Origin of the sequence: Winogradskyella sp. R77965 (assembly GCF_044594915.1) — a bacterium.
In the GTDB taxonomy this organism is placed as follows: Bacteria; Bacteroidota; Bacteroidia; order Flavobacteriales; family Flavobacteriaceae; genus Winogradskyella.
The window spans coordinates 2,455,761-2,480,315 of sequence record NZ_CP138990.1 but is presented as its reverse complement, the minus strand read 5'-3'; the positions used below and the strand labels follow the sequence as shown (position 1 = coordinate 2,480,315).

Below are 24,555 nucleotides of genomic sequence, written 5' to 3'. Positions count from 1 at the left end.
TACGATAAAATCTATAGTGCCAGAGGGACTAATTATTTAAAAGCATTGAATTTTAACACAACGTAGCGGTGTAAAACTTTAAAACGAATATACCTGTTAAAGCCATAATAAAGGTAAATTAAGTACATTGGTGTCAAAAATGCAACAATTTTATTTTTCTGATAAAGCATTGGTTTTAGCTTAACGAAATATCTGAAATATTTTTCAGGAGTCATTAAAAAACTAATGATGCTTTTTTTAGGATACTTAATTTTGGGTGGTTTATATGAAATTCCGACTTTATTATTTCCAACATTTTGATAAAATCCGTGACTCAAAGTATCGAGATATTTCAACTTTTTATTGCTTTGGAATAAACCAACCTTTAAAGCCAACTTTGAAATACAATCTTGCATCATATCCTGATCATAACATAAAGCGTCTAAATTTTTTAAAAGTGACTCATGCAGACCAAACATTTCTTTCTGATGATCTTTAATATGATTATCGTATAACCATTTTTCTTCACGCCGATGATGCTCAATAGTATAATCTTTAGCCTCTAAACTATAATCCAAGGCGCTACCATGATTCGCTGCAGAAAATTGCTCATAAAGCTGTGTATTCCCTTTTAGAATATAATCTGAGTAATTTTTATATGGCATTATAGAGAATATAAGACCATGACGCTTGGTATTTGGTTGAATATCATAGATTTCATTAAGTCCAAAATAGTAACCGGTTACTGGTATTTTTTCATCAAAAAACTTATAGATGGCTTCTTGCATTGTTCCTCCCCAACCTATATCCACAATAGAGAGACCGTTGGCTTCAATGTCTGTATTAAAAGAATTTATATAAGTTCCAAAAGCGTTATTGCTTAGTTTTCTATGCTGTTCGTAATAATCTACAAAGGTTTTATTTTTCTTTAACTCTTCAAATATTGAAGAACTAAAAAAGGCATTTACCGCTGTTTTTCCATTCGTATTGAGTTGAGAAATAATCTCGTTTCTTAGGTTTTCAGGACAGTTAACAGCACTTAAAAAATTGTCAACAGGAAGGTTAGGAAACTTTTTTTGCAAATACTCAAATTGTTCAACTTTAAGATCCTTTAATTTAATTTGAAATGAAGCATGCCTCGAAATTTTTAAGTAATGTGTATTTATTCTTTTGGTGTTATCTATAATTGAAAATTCTTGATATGAGTCGAATAGCTTTTTGAGATATTGACCTTCTCTAGACAGAAAAAAAAGATCTTTTATATTATCCTTTCTGCAAATTTTGTACATGCGCTCTACAAACGTATAATAGAACACGACATACTCAGTATATGGAATTGAAGAACTCTTACGACTCTTTTTATAAATCTTATTAATAATTTGTTGTAAGCGTTTTTTATCGTTTCCAAAATTGTTGCGCTTATTATTTTTTAGATATTTTTTATGAGGGAGTAGATAGGCGTTTAAACCATTTTTTAAAGCATTATTGTAATCACTTCTCAAATTATCGCCAATCATCATTACATCATTGGGAGTAACTGATAAATCTGAAAGCACATGAGAATACAAGGTACCTGAATCTTTACTTTTTTCTAGTTCCGCAGAGCTGTATATACCGTTAAATAATTCTGAAATCCCATGATGATCGAGTAATTTTTTAAACAGTGATTTAGAACCATAAAAATCTGAAACCAAATAGACTTTTCCACCATTAGATTTAAAATACTTTAAAGTGTCTAACACATTTTGATTAACATATTGAACACTAGCTTCAGATTTAAAGTCAGCATCTTCGAAGAGTGAGAGAAAATTATCTTTATATTTTTCAGGTAAAATCTTTGAATTAATGAGTCGCTTACATACTTCTTCCTTTAACTTATTATAAGAAATTTCTACAGCATTTTTTTTTAAGATCTTAGCAAGATATTTAACGGAATCTTTTCTTATGAAATATAGCTCGTCAATAGACATATCTAACCCGAGTTCTCTAATCATGTACTTAGCCCAAATCCTCTGAGTATAATTAGGATGCACATGTCTATGAACGAGAGTATCGTAATAATCTGTAAAAAGAAATTTTATATCTTTCTCTTTCAGATATTTATGTAGTTGGTTAAGTGACAATTAAATTGTTTTGATTAATAGCTAATTACATTTACGAGTTTTAGTAAATTTGGAACGACAATATAGTAATAAACAAAACTAAAAACTTAATTAATTAGTTAAAGTACAGAATAATCCCGCTATTCTGAAAACCATCTAAAAAATCATAAAATTTCTTAAGTCAATGCATGCTTAACAAGGTATTCTGCTATTTGAACTGTGTTTGTTGCAGCTCCTTTTCTAAGGTTATCACTTACAACCCAAAGATTTAAAGTATTTGGTTGAGAACCATCTCGCCTAATACGCCCAACAAACACATCATCCTTTCCATTAGCGTACATTGGCATTGGGTAAACATTTACATCTAAGTTATCTTGTACTGTGACACCATCCGTTTCGTTAAGAAGTTGCCTTACGTCATTTAGATCAAAGTCATTGTCAAACTCAACATTAACAGCTTCACTATGCCCACCAGCAGTAGGAATTCTTACAGCCGTAGCTGTCACTGCAATGGTTTTATCATCAAGGATCTTTTGAGTTTCTCTTACCAATTTCATTTCTTCTTTGGTATATCCGTTTTCTTCGAAGACATCACAATGCGGAATAGCATTTTTGTGAATTGGATAAGGATAAGCCATTTCACCTTTCTTGCCTACAATTTCATTTTCCATTTGTTCTACAGCTTTAACACCTGTACCAGAAACAGATTGATATGTAGAAACTACTATGCGTTTGATTTTGTATTTATTATGAAGCGGAGCTAAAGCCATAACCATCTGTATAGTAGAACAATTAGGATTAGCTATAATCTTATCATCTTTAGAAAGTGTTTTTGCATTAATTTCGGGTACTACCAGTTTTTTAGATAAATCCATTCTCCAAGCAGATGAGTTATCGATTACCGTCGTACCAACTTCAGCAAATTTTGGTGCCCATTCTAAAGACGTGCTTCCACCGGCTGAAAACAGAGCAATATCTGGACGCTTATCAATCGCAGTAGGAATACTGATAACGGCAATATCTTCCCCTTTAAATTTTATTTTTTTACCTACCGAGCGCTCCGAAGCGACTAACAATAATTCATCTACAGGGAAATCACGCTCTGCCAATATTTGGAGCATTACATTTCCTACTAAACCTGTTGCTCCTACAACTGCTACTTTCATCTTTTAATTTTTAAATAAATCTCAGGCAAAGCTACATAAAAAAACGCCTAGCTTTAAAATAAAAACAAGCGATATAACAACTTAAAACAAAATGTTAATTATTTAACAGTCATAAAAAAAACCCAGATATAATAATCTGGGTTTGGTTAATAATATGTAATGTAGCGGTGTCGCTAAATCTTTATTATTTTTTTAATGCATCTCTGATCTCAGTTAATAAATCAATATCAGATGGACCTGCTGGTGCTTCCTCAACTGGCGCTTTAGTTTTGTTGTAAGCTTTAACAATTAAGAACATTACAAGACCAACAATTAATAAGTTGATGATAGTATTTATCCAGCTTCCCCACATAATTGCATTTTCTGGTGTGGTTACCGCACCAGTTGCGTCAACAACCGCTTCTGATAAAACAGTTTTTCTGTCTGCAAAATCTGTTCCTCCAGTAAAGTAACCCACAACTGGCATTACGATATTGTTTACAAAACCTGTAACAACCGCTCCAATTGCTCCTGCCATAATTACTGCCACGGCGAATTCTATAACATTACCGCCAGTAATAAATTCTTTAAATTCTTTTAACATAATTTCAATAGTTATTAGTTAGTTAATATATAATTAAGACCCCAAGATAATTAAAAAAGTCACATATGTTAAAAAAAACTTTAATAGCTTAAAAAAGAGCGCTTTACACGTTGAGAAATTGCAGTTAATATTTCGTAAGAAATAGTATTAGCAGATTCGGCTAAATTTGACGCTTTGTAGGCACTGTTAAAGATGATAACTTCGTCACCCTCTCTACAATCAATATCGCTGATATTTACCATAATCATGTCCATACAAACGTTGCCTATTATTGGTGCTTTTTTACCATTTATGATTACAAAACCTTTTCCATTACCATAAATTCTGCCGACGCCATCTGCATGACCAATAGGAATGGTTGCTGTTTTTTCGAACCCTTTAGCTTTGTACGCTCTGTTATATCCAACAGTTTCGTTTTTTTCAATATTATGGATTTGAGAGATTACTGATTTTAAACTCGCTATTGGTTTTAGATTTTCATCTTCTTTTACAGAATTACCAAAGCCATAAAGTCCAATACCACAGCGTACCATATCAAAATGTGCTTCGGTATAATTTATAACTCCTGAAGTGTTACAAAGATGTAACCAAGGTTTATAATCTACTTTGCTTTCAAATACTTTAGATATGGTTTTAAAAGTTTCGATTTGAGTTGTTGTAAATTCTAGCTCATTAACATCTTCACTTGCAGCTAAATGCGAAAAGATAGATTTTGCAATAACAGCATCAGTATCTTTAAGTTTAGAAACGATAGAATCTACGTCATTTTTCCAAAAGCCTAATCGGTTTAAACCTGTGTTAAATTTAATATGTACAGGATAGTCAGTTTGTGATTTTACTTCAGCTACTTTTATAAATTCGTTTAATACATGTTTGCTGTAAAGACTAGGTTCTAAACATCTATCAATAAGTGTTTCAAAATTTATAGATTGTGGATGAAGCACTAAAATAGGAATGGTAATTCCAGCGTCTCTTAATGCAACACCTTCTTTAGTGTAGGCCACAGCCAAATAATCAACATTTAGTTTTTGGAGATGTTTTGCAATCGCAATCGCGTCGCTTCCATAAGCAAAGGCTTTAACCACAGCCAAAAATTTAGTTTTAGGTTGTAACTTAGACTTTAAATAATTGAAGTTATGTGTTAATGCACCTAAATCAATTTCGAGAACTGTTTCTTGAGCTTTAGACATTAGACTTTTTATCTTTAGAATCTACTTCTTCAGCGTCATTCACCTTCATTTGTCTCACTTTGTCTCTCAACATGCTTTTATAGTAAGCAGCTCTACTTAGAGGCTCGTATTCATCAACTTCGCCAAGCAAAACCAAATCGTCACTTTTTGCTTTTCGGTAACTATACTGTGCTAAATTTCCTGTTTTAGTGCATATGGCATGCACTTTAGTAACATATTCTGCAGTTGCCATCAGATATGGCATTGGTCCAAAAGGATTTCCTTTAAAATCCATATCTAAACCAGCAACAATAACGCGAACACCTTTATTGGCTAAATCATTACAAACACGTACTATTTCATCATCAAAAAATTGTGCCTCGTCAATACCAACAACATCACAACCATCAGCTAGAATAGGAATATTAGCAGCAGCAGGTACTGGAGTGGATCGGATTTCATTAGAATCGTGAGAGATTACCATTTCGTCATCATAGCGCACATCGACAGCTGGTTTAAAGATTTCAACCTTTTGTCTAGCAAACTTGGCACGCTTTAATCTGCGAATTAATTCTTCGGTCTTACCAGAGAACATCGATCCACAAATCACTTCTATCCACCCAAATTGTTCTTTATGATTTACCGTATTTTCGAGAAACATTTCGTAATTTTAGCACTAAATAGCAACCTTTTTTCGTTTCTATAAAGGTCAAGCAAATTTATCAAAAAACAAAAGTAAAACTCATGAAACATCGACGATTTATTTACTAACAATGTAAACTGACTCTTTGTATGTTCCATGTGCCTTTTAAAAATCAATAAATTATAAACTCATGAAAAAGAAATTAGAATCAGAATTGGTTAGCATAGCACACAGGATTCTAAAACTGAAAGGCAGAGAAGATGTAGATAGAATGCATGAAGAGGTTTCTAAACTATATGAAAAACTTACAGTTTTAAAGTTTGCTCAAGAAAATTTTGAAGATGACATGCCTACTATAGGCAATGACTCTTCGTTTTTTGATATGTTAGATACGGCTTTTAATAATAAAATAAGTGATAATATTGAGGTTGGAAATAAGACCTATGTTAATTTAGATGAGGTCGAAGACGATGGTATTATGGAGCCTGTAATGGAAAAAATTAAGGACATGGTAGCACAAATGCCAGAGGAGACTCAGCAGGTTGATGCGATTTTAGAAAAGACTTTACCTATAGAAAATTCTAACACAATTGAGTTTGAGAATATTACCTCGGACTTTACCGAAATGCCGGAGTTTGAACCTATTGAAGACGCAAAAAAACGTGAATTAGAAAATGAGAAGAAATCTTTAAACGACAAGTTAAAAGGACAAAGTTTGCAAATTGGGCTAAACGATAAACTGGCTTTCATTAAACATTTGTTTGAAGGTAAAAATGAAGATTACGATCGTGTTATTTCTCAAATTAATACTACACATTCTTTAGGCGAAGCTCGAAAATTAATCTTGGAAATGATAAAGCCCGATTACAATAACTGGGAGGGAAAAGACGAATACGAAGAACGTTTCATAGAAATTGTAGAGGACAAATTCAACTAAACTGATGCGAACCAAGCAAATTGTGTATTGGGTTAGTACTGCTGTTTTATGTGGAATTTTTCTTTATTCAGCTTTCATGTATTTTACCAATACTGAAGGGGTTAAAGGTTTTTTTGAAAGCTTTAATTATCCTAGGTATATCGTAATTCCGCTGGCAATCGCAAAAATTTTAGGAGTAGTCATGGTGCTTTGGAGACCAAATGCTTGGTTGACTGAATGGGCGTACGCGGGTTTTTTCTTTGATTTAGTTTTGGCGACTGTTGCGCATCATTATGCTGGTGATGGTATTATAGGTTTTTCACTTTACGGTCTAATTGCTATTTTTCCATCTTACTTTCTTGGCAAATATATTAGGGACTAATGAGCAAACTTTATCTTGTACCAACACCAATAGGAAATTTAAAAGACATAACATTTAGAGCATTAGAAGTTCTAAAGGAAGTCGATTTAATCTTGGCTGAAGATACTCGAACTTCAGGAAAACTATTAAAGCATTTTGAAATTATAACACAGATGCAAAGCCATCATATGCACAATGAGCATAAAACGGTAAATAATTTAGTCGAAAAACTAAAATCTGGATTATCCATTGCTGTGATTAGTGACGCAGGTACACCTGCGATTTCTGACCCAGGATTTTTATTGGTTAGAGCATGCGTAGAAAACCATATTGAAGTAGAGTGTTTACCAGGAGCAACAGCTTTCGTTCCAGCACTAGTAAATAGTGGATTGCCAAATGACAAATTTGTTTTCGAAGGCTTCTTACCTGTAAAGAAAGGTCGCCAAACACGACTTTTATTATTGGCTGAAGAAACCAGAACTATCATTTTTTATGAGAGTCCGCATAAATTAGTAAAGACTTTAGGGCATTTCTGTGAATATTTTGGTGAGGATAGATTAGTTTCGGTTTCTAGAGAGTTAACTAAACTCTATGAGGAAACTGTTAGAGGAACTGTCAAAGAAGTTTTAGAATATTACACTAATAAACCACCAAAAGGGGAGATTGTGATTGTGGTAGGTGGGAAAAAATAATGGAAGAACTACTATATAATATAGGACAATGTACCATCTGCAAAGCACATCTTCCGCTTGGTCCAAGACCTATTGCTACAGCACATGTTAATTCTAAAATTGTTATTATCGGACAAGCACCAGGAACTAAAGTCCATGAATCTGGAATTCCGTGGGATGACCAAAGTGGGAAAAAGTTGAGAAAGTGGCTTAATGTTTCTGATGAACAATTTTATAATACAGAAAACTTCGCTATTATACCTATGGGATTTTGCTATCCTGGAAAAGCAAAAACAGGAGATTTACCACCACGACCAGAATGCGCACCTCAATGGCATGAGCAGCTATTTCATAAAATGCCGAATGTAGAATTAGTTATTTTAATTGGTGCTTATGCACAGAAATATTATTTAAAAGATAAAGCTAAACGGACCTTAACGGAAACTGTTGGTGAATACAAGTCTTATTTACCAAAGTATTTTCCAATTCCGCATCCATCGCCAACCAATCGTTTTTGGAGAAGTAAGAATCCTTGGTTTGAAGAGTTAATTGTTCCTGAATTTCAAAAAAGAGTGAATAACATTTTAAGTTAAAGTAATCAGTCATTCTATAGCTTTCAAAAAATGAACTTCAATTTAGATTTATTATCGCAGCTCGGTTAGAATAATGTCTTATAATAAAAAAGGACAGCATAGCCCTTCATATTCATAAGTAAAAAACTTACCGAAAATGGTAAGGTTTATAAATAGGGTTTTAAACGTAATCTAATATCTAATTAATAATAAGCTTAGTGACTTTTTGGCTATTATTGTCATCCGTAACCTTAGCAAAATAAATTCCTGATGCATATGAGGTAGTATTAATAATAATTTCTCTTGAAAACTTTTCTACATAGATTTTAGTTCCAAAAAGATCATAAATCTCTAATGTTTTCTCATTCTCATGCGTTGAGATGATAGTAAAGGTGTCTGAGGCAGGGTTTGGATACAATTTATAATCAATGACATCTTTATTAAGGCTAAGTGATTGGTCATTAAGACTTTGTGCAAAAAGCCAATTCCAAACTTCAGAATTATTATATGTTCTTGTCCAAGAATTATGACCACCATCTTTATATAAAGTAAATGCTAGTTTTTCTGAAGGTCCGTTTGTCCCTGATGCCGTAGACCAATCTTGAGTACTAGTATCAAACTGCATAGAATAATCCTCACTGGCAGCATCGCTTATATTTTGATATGGATAATTATCCATAACCGAATTGCCATTATTTGCGATACGGTCCATGTGATTAATAGTTCTACTTACATCAATTGTATTATCATCAAATGAATGAAAGGCCCAAATAGGTGTATCTTGTAAAAATGATGATGGATTAGCTAAAGAGTTATAACCGCAAACAGGAATTGCACCTGCAATTTTATCAGAATGTCCTTTTAAGGCATGCCAAGTACTCCCTCCTCCAGAGCTTAAGCCGGTAACATAAACTCTATTTAAATCTACAGGGTAATTAGCAACTAAATAATTATATAAATTCAAAAAATCGTTTTCGAAATAATTGGCGGTTGCATTTTGTGGTGAAATAACTATAGCCTCAAAATTAGAACCTTGTTGAACTAATCTTGCAGGACCAGTTGATATTACATTACCTAACTCTGAAGTACCATTACCTCTTTGACTATAACCATGATAGGATATCACAACAGCATAAGTATTTCCCGACGTAGAGTTAAAATCAGTTGGTAAATATTCGTAGTAACCAAAAGGACAGCTAGAACTACCTAATGGAACGGCTGTATGATCCCCAGAATTTCCATAAGGCGCTTGTGCTTTTATTGAAAGGGAGCAACAAATAAATATAAAACCAAATAGTGCTAGCGTTAGATTTTTAATCTTCATAATAAATAGTATAAACACGAAATTTCTTTCTTGTTATATCAAGAAAGAAATTTCGGGACGAAGGTAATAAAAAGCTAAATATTTTTCATAAGCTTTATGTGCTTAATTTTCAGGTCTATATTAATATTCGTGACATACAATTATTGATTAATATAGGGATCCATCATGCTTACCAACCTCATAACCATGTTTTCCTAAATATTTGTTTCCGCTTTCAACAGCTCCCTCTTCAATATCAGTTCCCATAGAATCATTCCAACGGTTCAGGTAGCCAAATAGAGAAATTACACCTAGCATTTCTACAATTTCTCCTTCATCCCAATGTTTGTATAAGCGTTCTTTAATTTCTGCATCAACAGCATTTGGAACCATAGACGCTTGTAAAGAAAAATCTAACGCAGCACGTTCAGCTTCAGAAAAAGCAGGATGTGTTCTGTACTCCCAGATATTATCTAGCTGTTCTTGTTCTGCACCATAGCGCTCAGCAGCTCTAATAGCGTGTGCTTGACAATAACGACAGCCTGTTGAGTTACTACTTACCCAAGCAATCATACGCTTCAATGCAGAGGTTACTCGACCTTCATTAGCCATTACGGCTTTATTTAAGTTTATAAATGCCTTACTTATCGCTGGTCTGCGTTGCATAGTTAAGACTGAATTTGGACAAAATCCAAGGGTTTCATTAAAAAATTCAGCTAGTTTTTTGGTTTCTAAATCGTGTTCTGGAGATAACGGAGTTACTAATGCCATAGTTGTTTTTTTAGTAGTATTTTTGAATGAACAAGATAGGAGTTCTAATTTTTAAACTAAAAAAAATGGCGGATAAAATCACAACACATTGGAAAGGTGATATGGTATTTGAATCAGATAACCCAAGATGGCCATCGATTATGATGGATGCATCCGAAGAATTTGGTGGTACAAACTCAGGAATGGCGCCTAAAGCTATGATGTTATCATCTTTAGCTGGTTGCTCAGGCTTAGATGTTATCTCTACTTTGAATAAAATGAAAGAAGACATTGATGATTTTAAAATTGAAGTATCAGGTGAGTTAACAGATGAGCATCCTAAATATTACCATTCTGTGGTTGTCGATTATCATTTTTATGGTTCAGATTTAAATAAAAACAAATGTGAACGTGCTGTAAATTTATCTGTTGAAAAATATTGCGGTGTGATGGAAATGTTTCGAAGGTTTGCCGATGTAAAAACGAATATCATTTATCATGTAGGAACCAAGCGTAATATTTAATTTTCAAGAATATTTATGCGTTGGACACTTAAGCCTAAACCAGAAACTTCTAAAGTTGAAGTCCTCAAAAAAGCACTTCAGGTAGATGATATCGTAGCTACTTTATTATTGCAACGCGGTATTGAAACCTATGATGTCGCTAAAACGTTTTTCAGGCCAAGTTTTGAAGACCTACACAATCCATACTTAATGAAAGATATGGATAAGGCTGTGGCTCGAATCGAAAAAGCCATTGCCCAAGGTGAAAACATTTTGGTTTATGGAGATTATGATGTAGATGGAACGACTTCAGTAGCTTTAATGTCTTCTTATTTAAAAACAAGAATGGAATCTATTGCCACATATATTCCAGATCGCTATGATGAAGGCTACGGAATTTCATACAAAGGAATTGATTTTGCAGACGATAATGATTTTACATTAATCATTGCGTTAGATTGCGGAGTAAAGGCTATTGATAAAGTAGCTTACGCGAAAGAAAAAGGGATTGATTTTATTGTTTGCGATCATCACAGGCCAGGAGAAAAACTACCAGATGCAGTAGCGGTTTTGGATCCAAAACGAGATGACTGTGATTATCCTTTTAAAGAATTATGTGGTTGTGGTGTAGGCTTTAAATTAGTTACTGCTTTAGCTCAAAACCAAGGGAGATCTGTTGAAGATTTAGTGGAATATCTCGATTTGGTAGCGACCGCGATTGGAGCAGATATTGTACCTATTGTAGGAGAAAACAGGGCATTGGCATATATAGGCTTACATGTAATCAATACTAGTCCTAGACCAGGAATGAAAGCCATAATCGCTGAGGTTAAAAAAGATGAGCTTACCATTACTGATGTGGTATTTATTATTGCTCCTCGTATTAATGCTGCGGGAAGAATGAAGCATGGCAACCACGCTGTGACTTTACTCACCGAAACCGATTTTAATTTAGCGGCTGAATATGCCGTCGATATTGATCAATTTAATACAGATCGTCGCGAAACCGATAAACGAATTACAGAAGAAGCCTTAATTCAAATAGAAGAAAACAAAGAACAAGAGGGTTTTACAACTGTAGTTTATCATGAAGATTGGCACAAAGGCGTTATTGGAATTGTAGCGTCTAGATTAATAGAAACCTACTACAGACCAACTTTAGTGTTTACAAAAAGTGGTGATAAATTGGCAGCTTCTGCAAGATCGGTTAAAGGATTTGATGTGTATAATGCGTTAGAAGCATGCGGTGAATTTATTGAACAATTTGGCGGCCATAAATATGCTGCTGGATTGACCTTACTTCCAGAAAACTATAAAGCTTTTAAAGAAAAGTTTGAAAGCATAGTTAAAAATACCATTGACCCAAAGCTGTTGACACCAGAATTAAAAGTTGATTTAGAAATAGATTTAGGTCAAATTAATGACAAACTAATGCGAATTCTCAAACAGTTTGCTCCTTATGGACCAGGAAATATGTCGCCAACATTTATGACTCAAGGTATAAAGGACACGGGTTATGGTAAATGTGTTGGAGAAGATGACAAACACATACGGCTTACAGCTACACAATCATTTAATGATAAAATAGTCTGCATAGGCTTTGGATTAGGTGATAAAATAGATATAATTAAAAATAAAAAACCGTTTAGCGCAGCCTATTCTATTGATGAAAATCATTGGAATGGCAACATTAGTTTACAGTTGAAGCTTAAAGATATTAAACCTTAACCATTGGTAAAAAACGATCCATACGCAGCACTACGAATCAAAGAGTTCAATATCTTTTTATTATTGCGTTTTGCATTGGTTTTTGGTTGGTCTATGCAATTTGTGGTTATTGAATGGCAGGTGTATTCCATGACTAATGATAAACTAAGTCTTGCCTTAATTGGTTTATGTGAATTTTTACCAGCTTTTTTTCTTGCACCTTTTGCAGGACATATAGTTGATAAAAAAGAAAAGCGAAACCTGTTTGCAGTTTGTATTACACTCTTTTCTTTAATTAGTTTTGGGTTGTTTTGGTTAACTTCCAGTAAAATTGAAGCCGCTTGGGAAACTAATTCTATTGTTTACGGAATTTATAGCCTAGTTTTTTTTGGTGGTGTTTTAAGAGCTTTTTTTGGCCCAACTATTTTTTCTCTTATTGCATTACTGGTTCCAAAGAAAATATATCCTAACGCTGCAACATGGAGCAGTAGTACTTGGAAAGGAGCTAGTGTTTTTGGAGCCTTGTGTGGTGGATTCTTAATCGCTTGGATTGGCGTGCACTATACGCTTGGCATCATATTCTTATTAGTAATGGTAGCATTGGCATTGGTTTTTCAAATTGCTAAAAAACCAATTATAAATAAAGACTCTAGTGAATCTGTAAAAGAGAGCCTTAAGGCAGGTTTGAGTTTTGTGTTTAATGATAAAGTCATATTAGGAGCGTTAACCTTAGATATGATTGCTGTTTTATTTGGAGGTGCTGTTGCTATTTTTACCGTTTTTGCTAAAGATATTTTAGACGCAGGACCAGAAGGCTTGGGTATTTTGAATGCTGCACTTTCTTCAGGCAGTATTATCACTATGTTAGCAACAACGTACATTCCTATCACAAAGGATACTGGTAAAAAATTACTCATTTCTATATTTGGTTTTGGGATTTCTATGATCATTTTTGGAGCGTCAAAATTAATGTGGCTAAGTGTTTTGACTTTGTTTTTTGCAGGTGTTTTTGACGGGATTTCTATGGTTGTTCGTCAAACTATATTGCAATTGAAGACTCCAGATCATATGAGAGGACGAGTAGGAGCAGTTAACTCTATGTTTGTGGGCTCGTCGAATGAACTAGGTGCAGTAGAAAGTGGAGTAGCGGCAAGAATTTTTGGAGCTCCTTTAGCGGTGATGCTTGGTGGTACGGCAACGCTTATTATTGTTGGAATAATTGGTATTAAAAATAGACCACTACGTGAACTAGATCTAAGAAAAGATATTAACGCACACGAAGAGGAAAATGTTTAGTGTTTTTTTAATTCAAAATTTTCACCATCAAAAACACCATAGGTATAATACTGTATCCAATCGCCTAAGTTGATATATTTGGAATTTTCATTAAGCTGAATTTCTAAAGGCAAATGTCTGTGACCAAACACAAAGAAATCACGATGTTTTTCTTCTAGTTTACGCTTACTATAAAGGGCTAACCATTCGTTTTCTTCACCCAAAAATTTGGCATCATCATCACCCGAAATCAATTTGTTCTTCACCGAAAGATATTGTGCGATTTTCATACCAATGTCTGGATGAACCCATTTAAACACCCATTTAAAAAAAGGATTAGTAAATACCTTTTTCATACGTTTATAACCTTTATCACCAGGCCCTAAACCATCACCATGTCCAATAAACACTGTTGTATTATTTAATGTAAATTCTTTTGGTTTATGATATACAGGAATACCAAGTTCTTCTTCAAAATAGCCATTCATCCACATATCATGATTGCCCACAAAATAATGAATAGGAACACCAGAATCACTGATTTCTGCTAATTTACCTAAGGTTCTTGTAAAACCTTTTGGGACGACTGTTTTGTATTCGAACCAAAAATCGAATAGATCTCCAATTAAAAAAATCGCTGCAGCATCATGTTTTATTTCATCTAACCAAGCCACAAATTTCTTTTCCCTAGGTAAAGATTCTTCAAGTGAAGGAGCGCCTAAATGATTGTCTGATGCGAAGTATATTTTTTTTCCTTTAGGAAATGTTATGTGATTAATGTTAGTCATTATCTGAAGCAAACCACTCCGCAAAGCTGGTGGCTGTTTCTTGAAGTTTTAATGAATGAAGTTTTATTTCAGCTGGTAAACGCTTCTTTATTTTTTTAGCAAAATCAATCACCATCATCTCGCTAGTGGGTTGGTAATCTACCAACAGAACATTGTGACCTCTGTCTTTTAACTCTTTAGCTAATTCTACATGAGGTGTATTTTTATTGAAAACAGTAGCATGGTCAAACACATTTACAATCTCTTCTTTTACGATTTTTTTTAAATCACCGAAGTCTATGACCATTCCATATTTTACATTGGTGTTATCAGAAATTGGAGTACCAATTACAGTAACATCTAATCTATAACTATGGCCATGTACGTTTTTACATTTGCCATCATAACCATAAAGTGCGTGACCAGTTTCAAAAGAAAACTGTTTCGTAATCCGTATATTGCTCATTAACGTCTTTTGTTTCTATTATAAAAGTAAACAACGATTAATACGATACCAAGAATAAGAAATAATCCATTGCCACCTAAAAAATTAAGAATATCCATTCTATTCGTCTTTTATTCTGTTTTTATTATATCTATAAATAATATATGCGAGAATCACTAAAATCAAAAACGGTAAAAGTGTACCAATAAAAACACCTATGCCGTAACTGCTGTCTGGAGCGTCCTTTAGCTTTTCATCAATCTTCGTTTCTTGTAATATGGAAATAAGAAAATTCACTTTCACATTATATTGAGCCCAAATTTAAGGGTTTTGAGCAAGTGTTTTAAATGTTTTACGGAATTTTATAATTAATGGCAATCCGCGAGCAATAATCCAAAGGGTAAAAGCAATAAAAACACCATAAAGCTTATAGCCTAAAGCATCTGCACCAAAAATAACAGGAATAAAGATCAAAAGTGTTGAAAATAATAGGACATTTCTGAGATATTTCATTCTCCCAAGACCCTTAAAAACACCATCAAATATAAAAGCTAATGCACACAAAGGTTGCATTGCAAGGATAATCCAAAAAACTTTGTAAAATTCTGCTAAAACCTTTTCATCGTTGCTAAATAGATTTCCAATCGGATAATAAAAAAATGCACCAATTACACCAATTAGAAGTCCAATTATGATACCATATTTAATAAGTTTATTGCTTAAGTCTATAAGGTTTTTGTAATCTTTGGCTCCTAATAACTTACCTGATAATATATTACCAGCACTAGCATAACCGTCTATTAAAAACGCACCTAAAAACCAAAGATTAATGGCTATAGTATATGCTGCAATGTATGTTGTGCCGTATTTAGTTGCCAAACTTGTACCAAAATATAGCGCTGCATTTAAGGCTAAAGTCCTTATAAATAAATTAAGAATCATTAAAGCAAAACGCTTTATTTCTTTGTTAAAAGGGAATTTCACCAATAACGTAATATCAGTTTTCTTCAGCAGAAAATAAGTAGAAAGCCCAGCCATGATAATTTGTGCAATTACACTTGCATAAGCCGCTCCTTTTATGTGCATTGCAGGTATGAAGTCGTCAATACCGTAAACAAAAACAAAATCGAAAATGATGTTTACTAATGCTCCAGATATAGCTATTAGCATAGGATAATAGGTGTTTTGCAAACCTCTAAAAGTACCAAAAACAGCTATAGTAAATAAAGTGAAAGGAAAACCAAATACTCTAATTTGGTAATAATCTATACTATAATTTAGAATATCTCCATTAGCATTATAAAGTTTGAAAATGGAACTTGCAAACGGATATGTGACAGCAATAATTATAATGCTTAATGACGTTATTAAAAATATAGCTTGAGCAGGAAGGTTTTTTATAGCCTCAATATTTCCTGCGCCAAGATACTGAGAAACAATAGATGAAATAGCACTTCTGGTTTGTCCTAAAACCCATATCAACATTGATAAGAATGTAGAGACAATGCCAACAGCTGCTAAAGATGGTGTGGCATTTAAGTCCATATTGCCAATAATGGCCGCATCTGTTAAAGATAGAATAGGCTCGGACACACCAGATATTAGAGCTGGTATGGCGAGTTTGTTAATTTGTTTTAATGTAATAGTTTTACTCAAAGGACTAATTCATAACAATGAAAAGGAAATTCACTTTGTTTTGGAAAATAAATATCTCCCAATTTTTTATAGCCACGAAGTTCGTAAAACTTTTGGTTTCTTTTGTTCTGAGAGAACGTATCTAATCGAATAGAATTATAACTGTTATCTATGGCAAATTGCTCTGCGAAGTCCATTAATTGTTGAGCGTAACCTGAGCCTTGATGTTTTGGGTGAATAGCCAATCGATGAATATAGATGTTATTTTTATTTGGCGTAAACCATTTAACAGGTATATATTCTTCATCCATAAAAGTTGAAATAACTATACAGCCTGCGATTTGAGACTCTAATTCTAACACATAAAGTTCATCGCGTTTTATATCATTTTCAAATGCACTTGCTTTTGGATAATGCTCATTCCACTGGTAAATACCATTGGTTATCATAATATTAGCACATGCCTTAGTCATAATTAATATGGGTTCAATATCTATTAATGTAGCTTTCCGAATCATTTATAATGTTTACTTTTGCATCAAATTCAGTTAGTATGAAAACGATATTAGTTCCTGTTGGGTCTTCAAAAAACGCAAAATCACATTTACAGTATGCTGTCGATTTTGCAAAAGCATTTAATGCTAAATTATATGTAGTCCAAATATATAATGTTTACACGAAAGCTGGTACTATGATAAAAATAGATCCTATAATTGAAAAAGAATCTATGAATTTTTTAGATGGTCATGTAGCTTCAATAGATACTAAAGGTGTTGAGGTTATAACAAAAACGTTTAAAGGAAAGTTAATAAATACTTTAGAGAAGGTTTGTTATGCCTTAGAAGTAGATTTAATCATTTTAGAGCCTCGTACTAACTCTATTAAAGATGAGGTTTATTTAGGTAAAACGTCTGGTAAAATTGTAAAGCAAACGCAAATCCCTGCACTTATAGTACCTGAAGGATATGTCTATAAACCAATTGAAAAAATATTACTAGCAATTAAATCTGCAATTGTAAAAAAAGAAGGAGTCTTATATCCATTATCTTCGATTAAAAATAAATTTAAGGCAGCTGTAAATCTGCTTTTGGTAAGAACAGCGTATCATGTAGAAGAAGATTTTGTGCTTAATGATGAATTGAAGGCAATAGTAAGTGAGACCACTATTGCTGAAAGACCAACAACTTTTCAGGCGGTTTTAGAACACTATAAATCTAATAATCCTGATTTGCTGTGTGTGGTAAGACGCAAGCGAGGTTTTTTTAAGAAGCTTTGGGAAAATAATGTCATTTTAAAGAAAGATTTTCATAGCAATAAAATACCAGTTCTCATTTTAAGCGGGTTGAAATAATTTGGGGATGTAGCTCAGTTGGCTAGAGTGCTTGACTGGCAGTCAAGAGGTCGTGGGTTCGAATCCCATCTTCTCCACTATATTGTTCTGATAGTTACTTTATCCAAAAATATGGTAGCTACATCTAATTTAATTTGTTTTCATTTTGAACAGACAAAAATAAACATATATTTGTGTACTAAATGGGGAAGTAGCTCAGTTGGCTAGAGCGTCTTGATTTATCAAGAAGAGATTGGTTCGAATCCTTTCTTCTCCACAAAATGAGCGTGTTTCGGCACGCTTTATTTAGTTAAAAAACTTATGATATGAGCTATTACAGTTTCAAATTCTGCAGATAGTTCGTTTTTATTCCATGGATGTCTTGTATTAAATACATGATTTGCTCCCTCAATAATTTGGAGTTGACTCTTTGGATACCATTTATGTAATTCTTTAGCTTCATTTATAAATACTGATGTGTCGTCATCACCATGAATGATGAGTGTGGGAATGTTTAATCGTTTTATAGCAGACTCAATGTGAAGCCTTTTTTCATTGGCTTTAAAATCTTCGAAGAATTGATAATAATGAGGCATTTGTTGTTTTGTTCTTCCGTTAAGCACATACTTAACTCCATTTTCCCTCCATTCATTTAAATCACCAGTAGTGGCGGTTCTTCTTCCAAAATCACTCACACTTGCTAAAGTGACAAGCTTATTTATCCTATTGTCTTCAGTAGCTTTCAAAATTGCAATACCACCACCACGACTATGACCAATTAAACAGATGCTACTTATGTCTACAGTTGAATTGTTTTCAAAACGATTTTCTAACCAATTAATAACATCATTTAGATCATCAAGTTCTTTGGTGTAGTTATTATTTCCAAATGCTTCCAAATCTGGAAAGTCAATTGGATTTTCCATAGTACCTCCATTGTGCGAAAAGTTGAATTTAATAAAACAACAATCTGCATCAGCAATCTGTTCAGCCATTACATCCCAAGCGCCCCAATTTTTAAATCCTTTGTAACCATGACAAAAAATGACTACGGGTTGATTGGTTTTATCTTTAGAGTAAATGGTGTCAATAAGAATAGGTTTTTTGTCTGCTCGCTCTAATATGATATTTCTGTCAATTTGCATTAATTAAGTTCTTTTTCAATAAAGTTAATATCTGGATTAAAGATTTCTAAAATGAGTTTTTTAAACTCTTTTTCAAAATCGTTAAGTGTTTCTTCAGTAATATATTGTTCTTTTTTAGCGTAGGAACCAGCGTTATTTTTTTTAGCAAATTTTAAAAAGCCAGCGTTGAGGTTTTTAAAAGAAATAATACCAGCTTCAATTGGTAGCTCTATTCTGTTTATTTGACGCATCATATAAGCATAACACAAAATTTGAAATGACTTACTGTATTTATTATAATCGGTAGTTAAGTCTTCCCAATTCACGATTTCAACTTTATTTTGCTCAACCTTCCCAGATTTATAATCAATAACTCGGGTTACTCCATTAAAAGAATCTATTCTATCAACTTTTCCGTTTAATTTAATAGGAAAGTCTAAACCTTCAACTTTAATTTCAATAGTTTCGTCGGCCTCAATAGCTAGAATTTTTATTTGGTTGCCAGCATTAAGACTTTCAATTTCAGAATTTATAAAATTAGAAATATAGCGCTTGGCAATTTCAAAAATGATGAGGTTTTTCCCTTTGGAAAAATCGCCGTCTTTATATAAATATTTAAAGTGCTTTGTAACGATTTGTGAGATCTGACCTTTAAAGTTTTTAAGCTTTTCGATACTTAAAAAGTCGCCTTCTATTGGTTTATATAGGTCTTCTAAAGTATTATGAATTACAGATCCTAATGTGTTGGCCGCTATATTTTCTTCAATGTCTTCAAATTCTTTTATTTCAAGAACTTTTTCATAATAAAAATCAATTGGATTCCTGATATAATTGGTTAGAGATGAAGGTGAAAACCCTTTAGAAGCTAACTCTTTTAGTTTTTCTGTAACAGACGGAGTTTTAGAAATTTGCTTTATTTGATTTTCTATAACAGGTAATTCAGGTGAAACTATAGTGTTTTTTATTTGATGTATTCCCTCAACTTCGAGTTGTGTAATAAATCTACTTTTTTCACCACCTTTCAAAACATCAATCTCCGTATTGTAGAGAATATACACATTTTTAGCTCTCTGCAAGAGCCTATAGAAGTGATAGGTATAAACGGCATCCTTTTCTTTGAAGGTTGGCATGTTATTTTCAACTTTTATATCAAAAGGAATGAAAGAATTATTTGTTTTACCAGAAGGCAATATACCTTCGTTTACAGAGCTAATGATAACTGTTTCAAAATCTAATACACGAGATTCTAACATTCCCATTACCTGAAGACCTTCTAAAGGTTCACCCTTAAAATCTAATGTTTCTGAGCTTAAAAGCTCTTTGTACACAGAGTGCAATGCTACAATGCTGTTGAGGTATTTGTAGTTGTCGTTTAGTTCGGAAAGTTGGTTGAATAAGATATTAAAACGGTATAAATATTCTAACTCGAGACTGTTACTTTTCTTATTGGTATCATAGTGAGCCTTCATCTTAAAAATAAGACTGGAACAATTTTTTAAAGCAATTTCAGAATTGTTTTCCCAAGATTGAAATATTAAATCAATTAGTTGAGCATGAGAGTTTAATCGCTTTTTTAATTGATCAACCGAAATATAGACTAGATTATTCTTTTGAATATAATCTACAATATTAACAGACTTACCTTCAAAAAGCGAATAAACAGATGGATGAGAAAGAAGACCTAGGACATCTTTATAATAAAATATATCAGGATTATTTTTATGTACAACAAATAAATGCTCAAAAAAGGAAGCCAATGGTACATACTGCAATGACAGACCCATAGTAACATTTAGTTTTTCTATAGTTTTAGGTATAGAGTTTAGAACAGGAATTAAAAGATTTTCTTCCCCTAATACAACTGCTACACTAGAAAGGTTTTTATTAGTTTGACTTATATCTTCTAATAGCTGCCCAATATATTTCGCTTGGCCAATAAGTTTGGGTATTCCAATAACTTGAATATTTTTTTCTTCAAGGTAATGAGACGACACCCAGTCAAACGGGTGTTTTTTAAAATAGTTCCATGAAGTTCTATGCGTTCTTGTAAACAATCCAGCATCGTGTATTGGGTCATCTATGAATGTTTCATCAATATCCCAATAAATATGTGCTAAATCACTTTGAAGTAGACCCTGTATAATCCGTGATTCTGATTCGTTTAAGGCATTAAAGCCAAGAAAAATATGTTTCTTGCCACTATTGTTTTCAATATAAGCCTCTAAGTTTTCACAAGCTTCTCTATAGACTAAACCTTGATAACCTTGTTTGTTTTGAAGTAGCTTTTCGGTAAAGGCCTGATAATATTCCTTAAGGTGTTTCCAAAACTTTAAATGATTTCTTACCAAATCAGTCTGTTCCGTTTCTAAAGACCAATGATTAAGTTCTTTTATAGCATGCAGATAATCGAATATTTGTTCTTGAGGTATAAGATAACGGTCAATCTCATTGAAGTCTTGTAATAAAATTTGTGCCCACTTAGAGAACGTTTCAAAAGATTCTTGATCCTCTTTATTGGTTAGTGCAATATAGGTTGCATAGAGTTTAAATAGTAAGTCTGTATTTGGTAAACTTCGTAAACCAGAAAGTTCTTCAACAAACTCTTCAATACTTAGAATTTGAGGCGAAAAAATGGGTTGACTTAATAAAGTAGATAGATGATGTTTTAAAAAAACACCTGCACGCTTGCTAGGAAGTACGAAATATAAATCTTCAAAGTTTAGGCTTTTTTCTTTAAGATCAATTAATACCGTTTTTATAAAACCTTCCATTTTATAAAAATAAAAAACGCTCCGATATTCGGAGCGTTTTTAAAAAATATTTTAGAGATATAATTAATTTTTCAACTTCACCTCTACACGTCTGTTTTCTTTTTTACCTGCTCTAGTTCTGTTAGATGCAATTGGATTGTCTTCACCATATCCAGAGGCAGTTAATCTATCTGAACTAATTCCATTAGCAATTAAATAATCTCTAACTGCATTAGCACGTCTTTCAGATAATGCTTGGTTCATTGATTTACTACCATCGCTATCTGTGTGACCTTCAATTGAGAAATCTGCATTTGGATATTCTTTGAAGATAGCTGTCATCGCTTGTAACACTTGGTTAGTTTCTTCTTTGAATGTAGCTTTACCAGAGTTAAATAAGATAGTTCTTGCATAGCTATTTAAAGTTTCCATCACTTCTTCTGTTGGCTTAACTTCTGGACAACCATTGTTTGCAGCTGTACCAGCTTCGCTAGGACACTTATCATCTTTGTCTAAGATGCCATCACCATCAGTATCTGGCCAAGGACATCCGTTGTTAGCAGCAGGACCTGATTCGTTAGGACAACCATCATCACCATCAGCAACACCGTCACCGTCAGCATCTGGACAACCCATTAATGCTTTAGAACCAGCTACAGCAGGACATTTATCATCTTTATCAACTACTCCGTCACCATCACCATCAGGACAACCGTTAAATTCAGCTAAACCTGCAGTATTAGGGCAATCGTCTTTTGAATCTTGAATTCCATCATTATCAGAATCTGGACAACCATTAAAGATTTCTAAACCAGCTTCTTCAGGACAAGCATCGTCTTGGTCATAGATACCATCACCATCAGTGTCAGTACCACCAAACTTAAATGTTAAACCAAGTGTATGTTGAAAATGCTTTGGTAAATAATCTTCAAATGAATGCTTATAAGTAGAATTAAAATCTAAACCTACTTTCTCATTAATCCAAAACTTAATTCCTAATGTTCCGTTTAATGTACCAGCTCCGATATTATCTAACCAAGAATATCCACCACCAACACCTAAGTAAGGATCGATTGTGTTAGACTTAAGAACATCCATAAAGCTATATGAAACTCTACCATCTAATCCATAATAAGTTAAATCATCTACTGAAGCATCACCAAATTTATCTATTCTATTTAAAGAACCAGTAGCGGTGAAAACAAAACCATCGCTAAGATATTTAGAAACAGAAATAGAAGAAAGAGAAGGCATTATATTCCAGTGATCTCCAAAGTTGAAATACTCATTGAAATAATCTCCTTGTGGCGCATCTTCACCTACAGGGTAAGCATCAACTGCGTTGGATCCAATACTAATAGCCCATGGATTGTTTTGATCTTGAGCATTGGAAGTGCTAAAGCTCATAAGAAGCACTGCTACAAAAAATAATCTGCTAAGATTTTTCATATTCTTAATAATTTTAATTTTAAGTGTTAATTGTTGTCAAAAGTAAGTTGTTAAATATTATTAACAAAGACAAATATAAAAAAATATTGTGACATCGCCCTAAAATAGAGTGATTGAGTTAAATTTAGATTGATTTCAGATAACTTTCAATAGTTTACCCACTTTGATAAAAGCAGATATTGCTTTGTCGAGCTGTTCTTTATTATGTGCAGCAGATAGTTGAACACGTATCCTAGCCTTATCCTTTGGAACTACTGGATAGAAAAACCCAATAACATAAACGCCTTCTTCTAATAGCATATTAGCCATAGTTTGTGATAGTTTAGCGTCATACAGCATTACTGGAACAATAGCAGAGTCACCATCTACAATATCAAAACCTGCCGCTTTCATTCCCTTTTTAAAGTATTTTGTATTCCAATCTACTTTATCTCTTAATGAAGTGTCGTTTTTGAGCATATCAAAAACCTTGATTGAAGCTCCCACAATTGCTGGTGCTAATGAGTTAGAAAACAAATAAGGCCTAGAGCGTTGACGAAGTATTTCAATAATTTCTTTTTTAGCAGTTGTATAACCTCCCATAGCTCCTCCCATAGCTTTACCTAAAGTCCCCGTAATAATATCTATTCTTCCAAGTACACCTTTTTCTTCGAGAGTACCAATACCGGTTTCGCCAATAAAGCCTGTGGCGTGGCATTCATCTATCATTACCATAGCATCATATTTATCAGCTAAATCACAGATGCGATCTAAAGGTGCTACTAAACCGTCCATTGAGAATACTCCATCGGTAACAATAATTTTAAAACGTGCACCATTTTCATTTGCAGCAATCAGTTGCTTTTCTAAGTCAGACATATCGTTATTTCGGTAACGATACCTAGCTGCTTTACACAATCTCACACCATCAATAATTGACGCATGGTTTAAGGAATCGGATATAATAGCGTCTTCTTTAGTTAATAAGGGCTCAAATACACCTCCGTTAGCGTCAAAAGCAGCTGCGTAAAGGATAGTGTCTTCTGTACCATAGAAATCTGCAATTTTTTGTTCTAATTCTTTATGAATGTCTTGTGTACCACAAATAAACCGTACTGAAGACATACCAAATCCATGCGAATCTAAAGTGTTTTTTGCAGCTTTTATAACTTCGGGATGTGATGATAGACCTAGGTAATTGTTAGCACAGAAGTTTAGAACTTTTTGTCCTGTATTAAGAGTTATTTCTGCGCCTTGAGGAGAAGTAATGATTCGTTCTTCCTTAAAAAGCCCAGCATCTTTTATAGACGCAATCTCTTGTTGTAAATGGGTTTTTATATCTCCGTACATAGATTTTATATTTTAATCAAAGATAC

24 protein-coding genes and 2 tRNA genes are annotated in these 24,555 nt (G+C 33.3%); 10 read left to right on the top strand and 16 right to left on the bottom strand.

The window, feature by feature from the left end:
- Window positions 1-32: 32 nt before the first annotated feature.
- The 5 genes from SJY34_RS11050 to SJY34_RS11030 all read right to left on the bottom strand — a co-directional run bounded on the left by SJY34_RS11050 (window position 33) and on the right by SJY34_RS11030 (window position 5,660).
- Window positions 33-2,102, bottom strand: coding sequence for an HAD hydrolase-like protein (locus SJY34_RS11050; protein ID WP_400075617.1), 2,070 nt, complete (start codon window positions 2,100-2,102; stop codon window positions 33-35).
- 155 nt (window positions 2,103-2,257) lie between these two features.
- The gene (locus tag SJY34_RS11045; RefSeq protein ID WP_400075616.1) at window positions 2,258-3,247 is read right to left on the bottom strand and encodes an aspartate-semialdehyde dehydrogenase; all 990 of its coding nucleotides are present in this window, start codon (window positions 3,245-3,247) and stop codon (window positions 2,258-2,260) included.
- A gap of 184 nt (window positions 3,248-3,431) precedes the next feature.
- A complete protein-coding gene (gene mscL, locus SJY34_RS11040; RefSeq protein ID WP_400075614.1) occupies window positions 3,432-3,830 on the bottom strand; it encodes a large conductance mechanosensitive channel protein MscL in 399 nt (132 codons plus the stop codon).
- Between the two features lie 80 nt (window positions 3,831-3,910).
- The gene (gene alr, locus SJY34_RS11035; RefSeq protein ID WP_400075612.1) at window positions 3,911-5,020 is read right to left on the bottom strand and encodes an alanine racemase; all 1,110 of its coding nucleotides are present in this window, start codon (window positions 5,018-5,020) and stop codon (window positions 3,911-3,913) included.
- Window positions 5,013-5,660, bottom strand: coding sequence for a thymidine kinase (locus SJY34_RS11030; protein WP_400075610.1), 648 nt, complete (start codon window positions 5,658-5,660; stop codon window positions 5,013-5,015). The genes alr and SJY34_RS11030 overlap by 8 nt, the downstream gene beginning before the upstream one ends.
- A 172-nt stretch (window positions 5,661-5,832) precedes the next feature.
- Here SJY34_RS11030 and SJY34_RS11025 point away from each other — a divergent pair, with 172 nt between their 5' ends.
- The 4 genes from SJY34_RS11025 to SJY34_RS11010 are packed head-to-tail and all read left to right on the top strand — an operon-like array spanning window position 5,833 to window position 8,183.
- Window positions 5,833-6,579 carry a hypothetical protein gene (locus SJY34_RS11025; protein ID WP_400075608.1) on the top strand — a complete coding sequence of 249 codons (747 nt, stop codon included), beginning with the start codon at window positions 5,833-5,835 and terminating at the stop codon, window positions 6,577-6,579.
- A 4-nt stretch (window positions 6,580-6,583) separates the two neighbouring features.
- Window positions 6,584-6,940, top strand: coding sequence for a DoxX family protein (locus tag SJY34_RS11020; protein ID WP_400075607.1), 357 nt, complete (start codon window positions 6,584-6,586; stop codon window positions 6,938-6,940).
- Window positions 6,940-7,611, top strand: a complete 672-nt coding sequence (rsmI, locus tag SJY34_RS11015; protein WP_400075605.1) for a 16S rRNA (cytidine(1402)-2'-O)-methyltransferase — start codon at window positions 6,940-6,942, stop codon at window positions 7,609-7,611. Before SJY34_RS11020 ends, rsmI begins: the two co-directional genes overlap by 1 nt.
- Complete coding sequence (locus SJY34_RS11010) at window positions 7,611-8,183, top strand: uracil-DNA glycosylase family protein (protein WP_400075603.1); 573 nt, start codon at window positions 7,611-7,613, stop codon at window positions 8,181-8,183. Before rsmI ends, SJY34_RS11010 begins: the two co-directional genes overlap by 1 nt.
- Before the next feature lie 178 nt (window positions 8,184-8,361).
- Here SJY34_RS11010 and SJY34_RS11005 read toward each other — a convergent pair whose 3' ends face one another.
- Both SJY34_RS11005 and SJY34_RS11000 read right to left on the bottom strand, forming a co-directional pair.
- Window positions 8,362-9,486 (bottom strand): T9SS type A sorting domain-containing protein, encoded by a 1,125-nt coding sequence (locus tag SJY34_RS11005; RefSeq protein ID WP_400075601.1) that lies wholly within the window; start codon window positions 9,484-9,486, stop codon window positions 8,362-8,364.
- Window positions 9,487-9,633: 147 nt separating this feature from the next.
- Window positions 9,634-10,236, bottom strand: coding sequence for a carboxymuconolactone decarboxylase family protein (locus tag SJY34_RS11000; protein WP_400075599.1), 603 nt, complete (start codon window positions 10,234-10,236; stop codon window positions 9,634-9,636).
- 65 nt (window positions 10,237-10,301) lie between these two features.
- On the opposite strand from SJY34_RS11000, the gene SJY34_RS10995 reads away from it, so the two are divergent.
- Genes SJY34_RS10995 through SJY34_RS10985 form a run of 3 tightly spaced genes read left to right on the top strand, consistent with a single transcriptional unit; the run spans window position 10,302 to window position 13,721 of the window.
- On the top strand, window positions 10,302-10,739 hold the full coding sequence (locus tag SJY34_RS10995) for an OsmC family protein (RefSeq protein ID WP_400075597.1): 438 nt from the start codon (window positions 10,302-10,304) through the stop codon (window positions 10,737-10,739).
- 15 nt (window positions 10,740-10,754) lie between these two features.
- Window positions 10,755-12,446, top strand: a complete 1,692-nt coding sequence (recJ, locus tag SJY34_RS10990; protein ID WP_400075595.1) for a single-stranded-DNA-specific exonuclease RecJ — start codon at window positions 10,755-10,757, stop codon at window positions 12,444-12,446.
- Between the two features lie 3 nt (window positions 12,447-12,449).
- The gene (locus SJY34_RS10985) at window positions 12,450-13,721 is read left to right on the top strand and encodes an MFS transporter (RefSeq protein WP_400075593.1); all 1,272 of its coding nucleotides are present in this window, start codon (window positions 12,450-12,452) and stop codon (window positions 13,719-13,721) included.
- On the opposite strand, the gene SJY34_RS10980 is transcribed toward SJY34_RS10985, so the two are convergent.
- The 5 genes from SJY34_RS10980 to SJY34_RS10960 all read right to left on the bottom strand — a co-directional run bounded on the left by SJY34_RS10980 (window position 13,718) and on the right by SJY34_RS10960 (window position 17,065).
- Window positions 13,718-14,470, bottom strand: coding sequence for a UDP-2,3-diacylglucosamine diphosphatase (locus SJY34_RS10980; RefSeq protein ID WP_400081371.1), 753 nt, complete (start codon window positions 14,468-14,470; stop codon window positions 13,718-13,720). The genes SJY34_RS10985 and SJY34_RS10980 overlap by 4 nt on opposite strands.
- Window positions 14,471-14,480: 10 nt before the next feature.
- On the bottom strand, window positions 14,481-14,933 hold the full coding sequence (locus SJY34_RS10975) for a 6-pyruvoyl trahydropterin synthase family protein (RefSeq protein ID WP_400075591.1): 453 nt from the start codon (window positions 14,931-14,933) through the stop codon (window positions 14,481-14,483).
- 99 nt (window positions 14,934-15,032) lie between these two features.
- The gene (locus SJY34_RS10970; RefSeq protein WP_400075589.1) at window positions 15,033-15,209 is read right to left on the bottom strand and encodes a hypothetical protein; all 177 of its coding nucleotides are present in this window, start codon (window positions 15,207-15,209) and stop codon (window positions 15,033-15,035) included.
- 24 nt (window positions 15,210-15,233) lie between these two features.
- On the bottom strand, window positions 15,234-16,568 hold the full coding sequence (locus SJY34_RS10965) for an MATE family efflux transporter (protein WP_400075587.1): 1,335 nt from the start codon (window positions 16,566-16,568) through the stop codon (window positions 15,234-15,236).
- Window positions 16,565-17,065: a GNAT family N-acetyltransferase gene (locus SJY34_RS10960; protein WP_400075585.1), complete on the bottom strand. Its 501-nt coding sequence runs from the start codon at window positions 17,063-17,065 to the stop codon at window positions 16,565-16,567. The genes SJY34_RS10965 and SJY34_RS10960 overlap by 4 nt, the downstream gene beginning before the upstream one ends.
- A gap of 35 nt (window positions 17,066-17,100) precedes the next feature.
- Here SJY34_RS10960 and SJY34_RS10955 point away from each other — a divergent pair, with 35 nt between their 5' ends.
- The 3 genes from SJY34_RS10955 (at window position 17,101) to SJY34_RS10945 (ending at window position 18,154) form a co-directional block, all read left to right on the top strand.
- On the top strand, window positions 17,101-17,898 hold the full coding sequence (locus SJY34_RS10955; protein WP_400075583.1) for a universal stress protein: 798 nt from the start codon (window positions 17,101-17,103) through the stop codon (window positions 17,896-17,898).
- Window positions 17,899-17,901: 3 nt separating this feature from the next.
- Window positions 17,902-17,975 (top strand) — tRNA-Ala (locus SJY34_RS10950).
- Between the two features lie 107 nt (window positions 17,976-18,082).
- A tRNA-OTHER gene (locus SJY34_RS10945) sits at window positions 18,083-18,154 on the top strand.
- A 25-nt stretch (window positions 18,155-18,179) separates the two neighbouring features.
- On the opposite strand, the gene SJY34_RS10940 is transcribed toward SJY34_RS10945, so the two are convergent.
- From SJY34_RS10940 to kbl, 4 genes are all read right to left on the bottom strand, one after another.
- Complete coding sequence (locus tag SJY34_RS10940) at window positions 18,180-19,022, bottom strand: alpha/beta hydrolase family protein (protein WP_400075581.1); 843 nt, start codon at window positions 19,020-19,022, stop codon at window positions 18,180-18,182.
- On the bottom strand, window positions 19,022-21,772 hold the full coding sequence (locus tag SJY34_RS10935; RefSeq protein ID WP_400075579.1) for a PD-(D/E)XK nuclease family protein: 2,751 nt from the start codon (window positions 21,770-21,772) through the stop codon (window positions 19,022-19,024). The genes SJY34_RS10940 and SJY34_RS10935 overlap by 1 nt, the downstream gene beginning before the upstream one ends.
- Window positions 21,773-21,835: 63 nt before the next feature.
- Entirely contained in the window at window positions 21,836-23,200 is a 1,365-nt protein-coding gene (locus tag SJY34_RS10930; RefSeq protein WP_400075577.1) for an OmpA family protein, read from the bottom strand.
- A gap of 135 nt (window positions 23,201-23,335) precedes the next feature.
- Window positions 23,336-24,529 carry a glycine C-acetyltransferase gene (kbl, locus tag SJY34_RS10925; RefSeq protein WP_400075575.1) on the bottom strand — a complete coding sequence of 398 codons (1,194 nt, stop codon included), beginning with the start codon at window positions 24,527-24,529 and terminating at the stop codon, window positions 23,336-23,338.
- Window positions 24,530-24,555: the final 26 nt, after the last annotated feature.

Bases quoted from the DNA above. Each gene is read 5' to 3' on its own strand.
- SJY34_RS11045 (WP_400075616.1), bottom strand. From the start codon at position 3,247: ATGAAAGTAGCAGTTGTAGGAGCAACAGGTTTAGTAGGAAATGTAATG.
- mscL (WP_400075614.1), bottom strand. From the start codon at position 3,830: ATGTTAAAAGAATTTAAAGAATTTATTACTGGCGGTAATGTTATAGAA.
- alr (WP_400075612.1), bottom strand. From the start codon at position 5,020: ATGTCTAAAGCTCAAGAAACAGTTCTCGAAATTGATTTAGGTGCATTA.
- SJY34_RS11030 (WP_400075610.1), bottom strand. From the start codon at position 5,660: ATGTTTCTCGAAAATACGGTAAATCATAAAGAACAATTTGGGTGGATA.
- SJY34_RS11025 (WP_400075608.1), top strand. From the start codon at position 5,833: ATGAAAAAGAAATTAGAATCAGAATTGGTTAGCATAGCACACAGGATT.
- SJY34_RS11020 (WP_400075607.1), top strand. From the start codon at position 6,584: ATGCGAACCAAGCAAATTGTGTATTGGGTTAGTACTGCTGTTTTATGT.
- rsmI (WP_400075605.1), top strand. From the start codon at position 6,940: ATGAGCAAACTTTATCTTGTACCAACACCAATAGGAAATTTAAAAGAC.
- SJY34_RS11010 (WP_400075603.1), top strand. From the start codon at position 7,611: ATGGAAGAACTACTATATAATATAGGACAATGTACCATCTGCAAAGCA.
- SJY34_RS11005 (WP_400075601.1), bottom strand. From the start codon at position 9,486: ATGAAGATTAAAAATCTAACGCTAGCACTATTTGGTTTTATATTTATT.
- SJY34_RS11000 (WP_400075599.1), bottom strand. From the start codon at position 10,236: ATGGCATTAGTAACTCCGTTATCTCCAGAACACGATTTAGAAACCAAA.
- SJY34_RS10995 (WP_400075597.1), top strand. From the start codon at position 10,302: ATGGCGGATAAAATCACAACACATTGGAAAGGTGATATGGTATTTGAA.
- recJ (WP_400075595.1), top strand. From the start codon at position 10,755: ATGCGTTGGACACTTAAGCCTAAACCAGAAACTTCTAAAGTTGAAGTC.
- SJY34_RS10975 (WP_400075591.1), bottom strand. From the start codon at position 14,933: ATGAGCAATATACGGATTACGAAACAGTTTTCTTTTGAAACTGGTCAC.
- SJY34_RS10960 (WP_400075585.1), bottom strand. From the start codon at position 17,065: ATGATTCGGAAAGCTACATTAATAGATATTGAACCCATATTAATTATG.
- SJY34_RS10955 (WP_400075583.1), top strand. From the start codon at position 17,101: ATGAAAACGATATTAGTTCCTGTTGGGTCTTCAAAAAACGCAAAATCA.
- SJY34_RS10940 (WP_400075581.1), bottom strand. From the start codon at position 19,022: ATGCAAATTGACAGAAATATCATATTAGAGCGAGCAGACAAAAAACCT.
- SJY34_RS10935 (WP_400075579.1), bottom strand. From the start codon at position 21,772: ATGGAAGGTTTTATAAAAACGGTATTAATTGATCTTAAAGAAAAAAGC.
- SJY34_RS10930 (WP_400075577.1), bottom strand. From the start codon at position 23,200: ATGAAAAATCTTAGCAGATTATTTTTTGTAGCAGTGCTTCTTATGAGC.
- kbl (WP_400075575.1), bottom strand. From the start codon at position 24,529: ATGTACGGAGATATAAAAACCCATTTACAACAAGAGATTGCGTCTATA.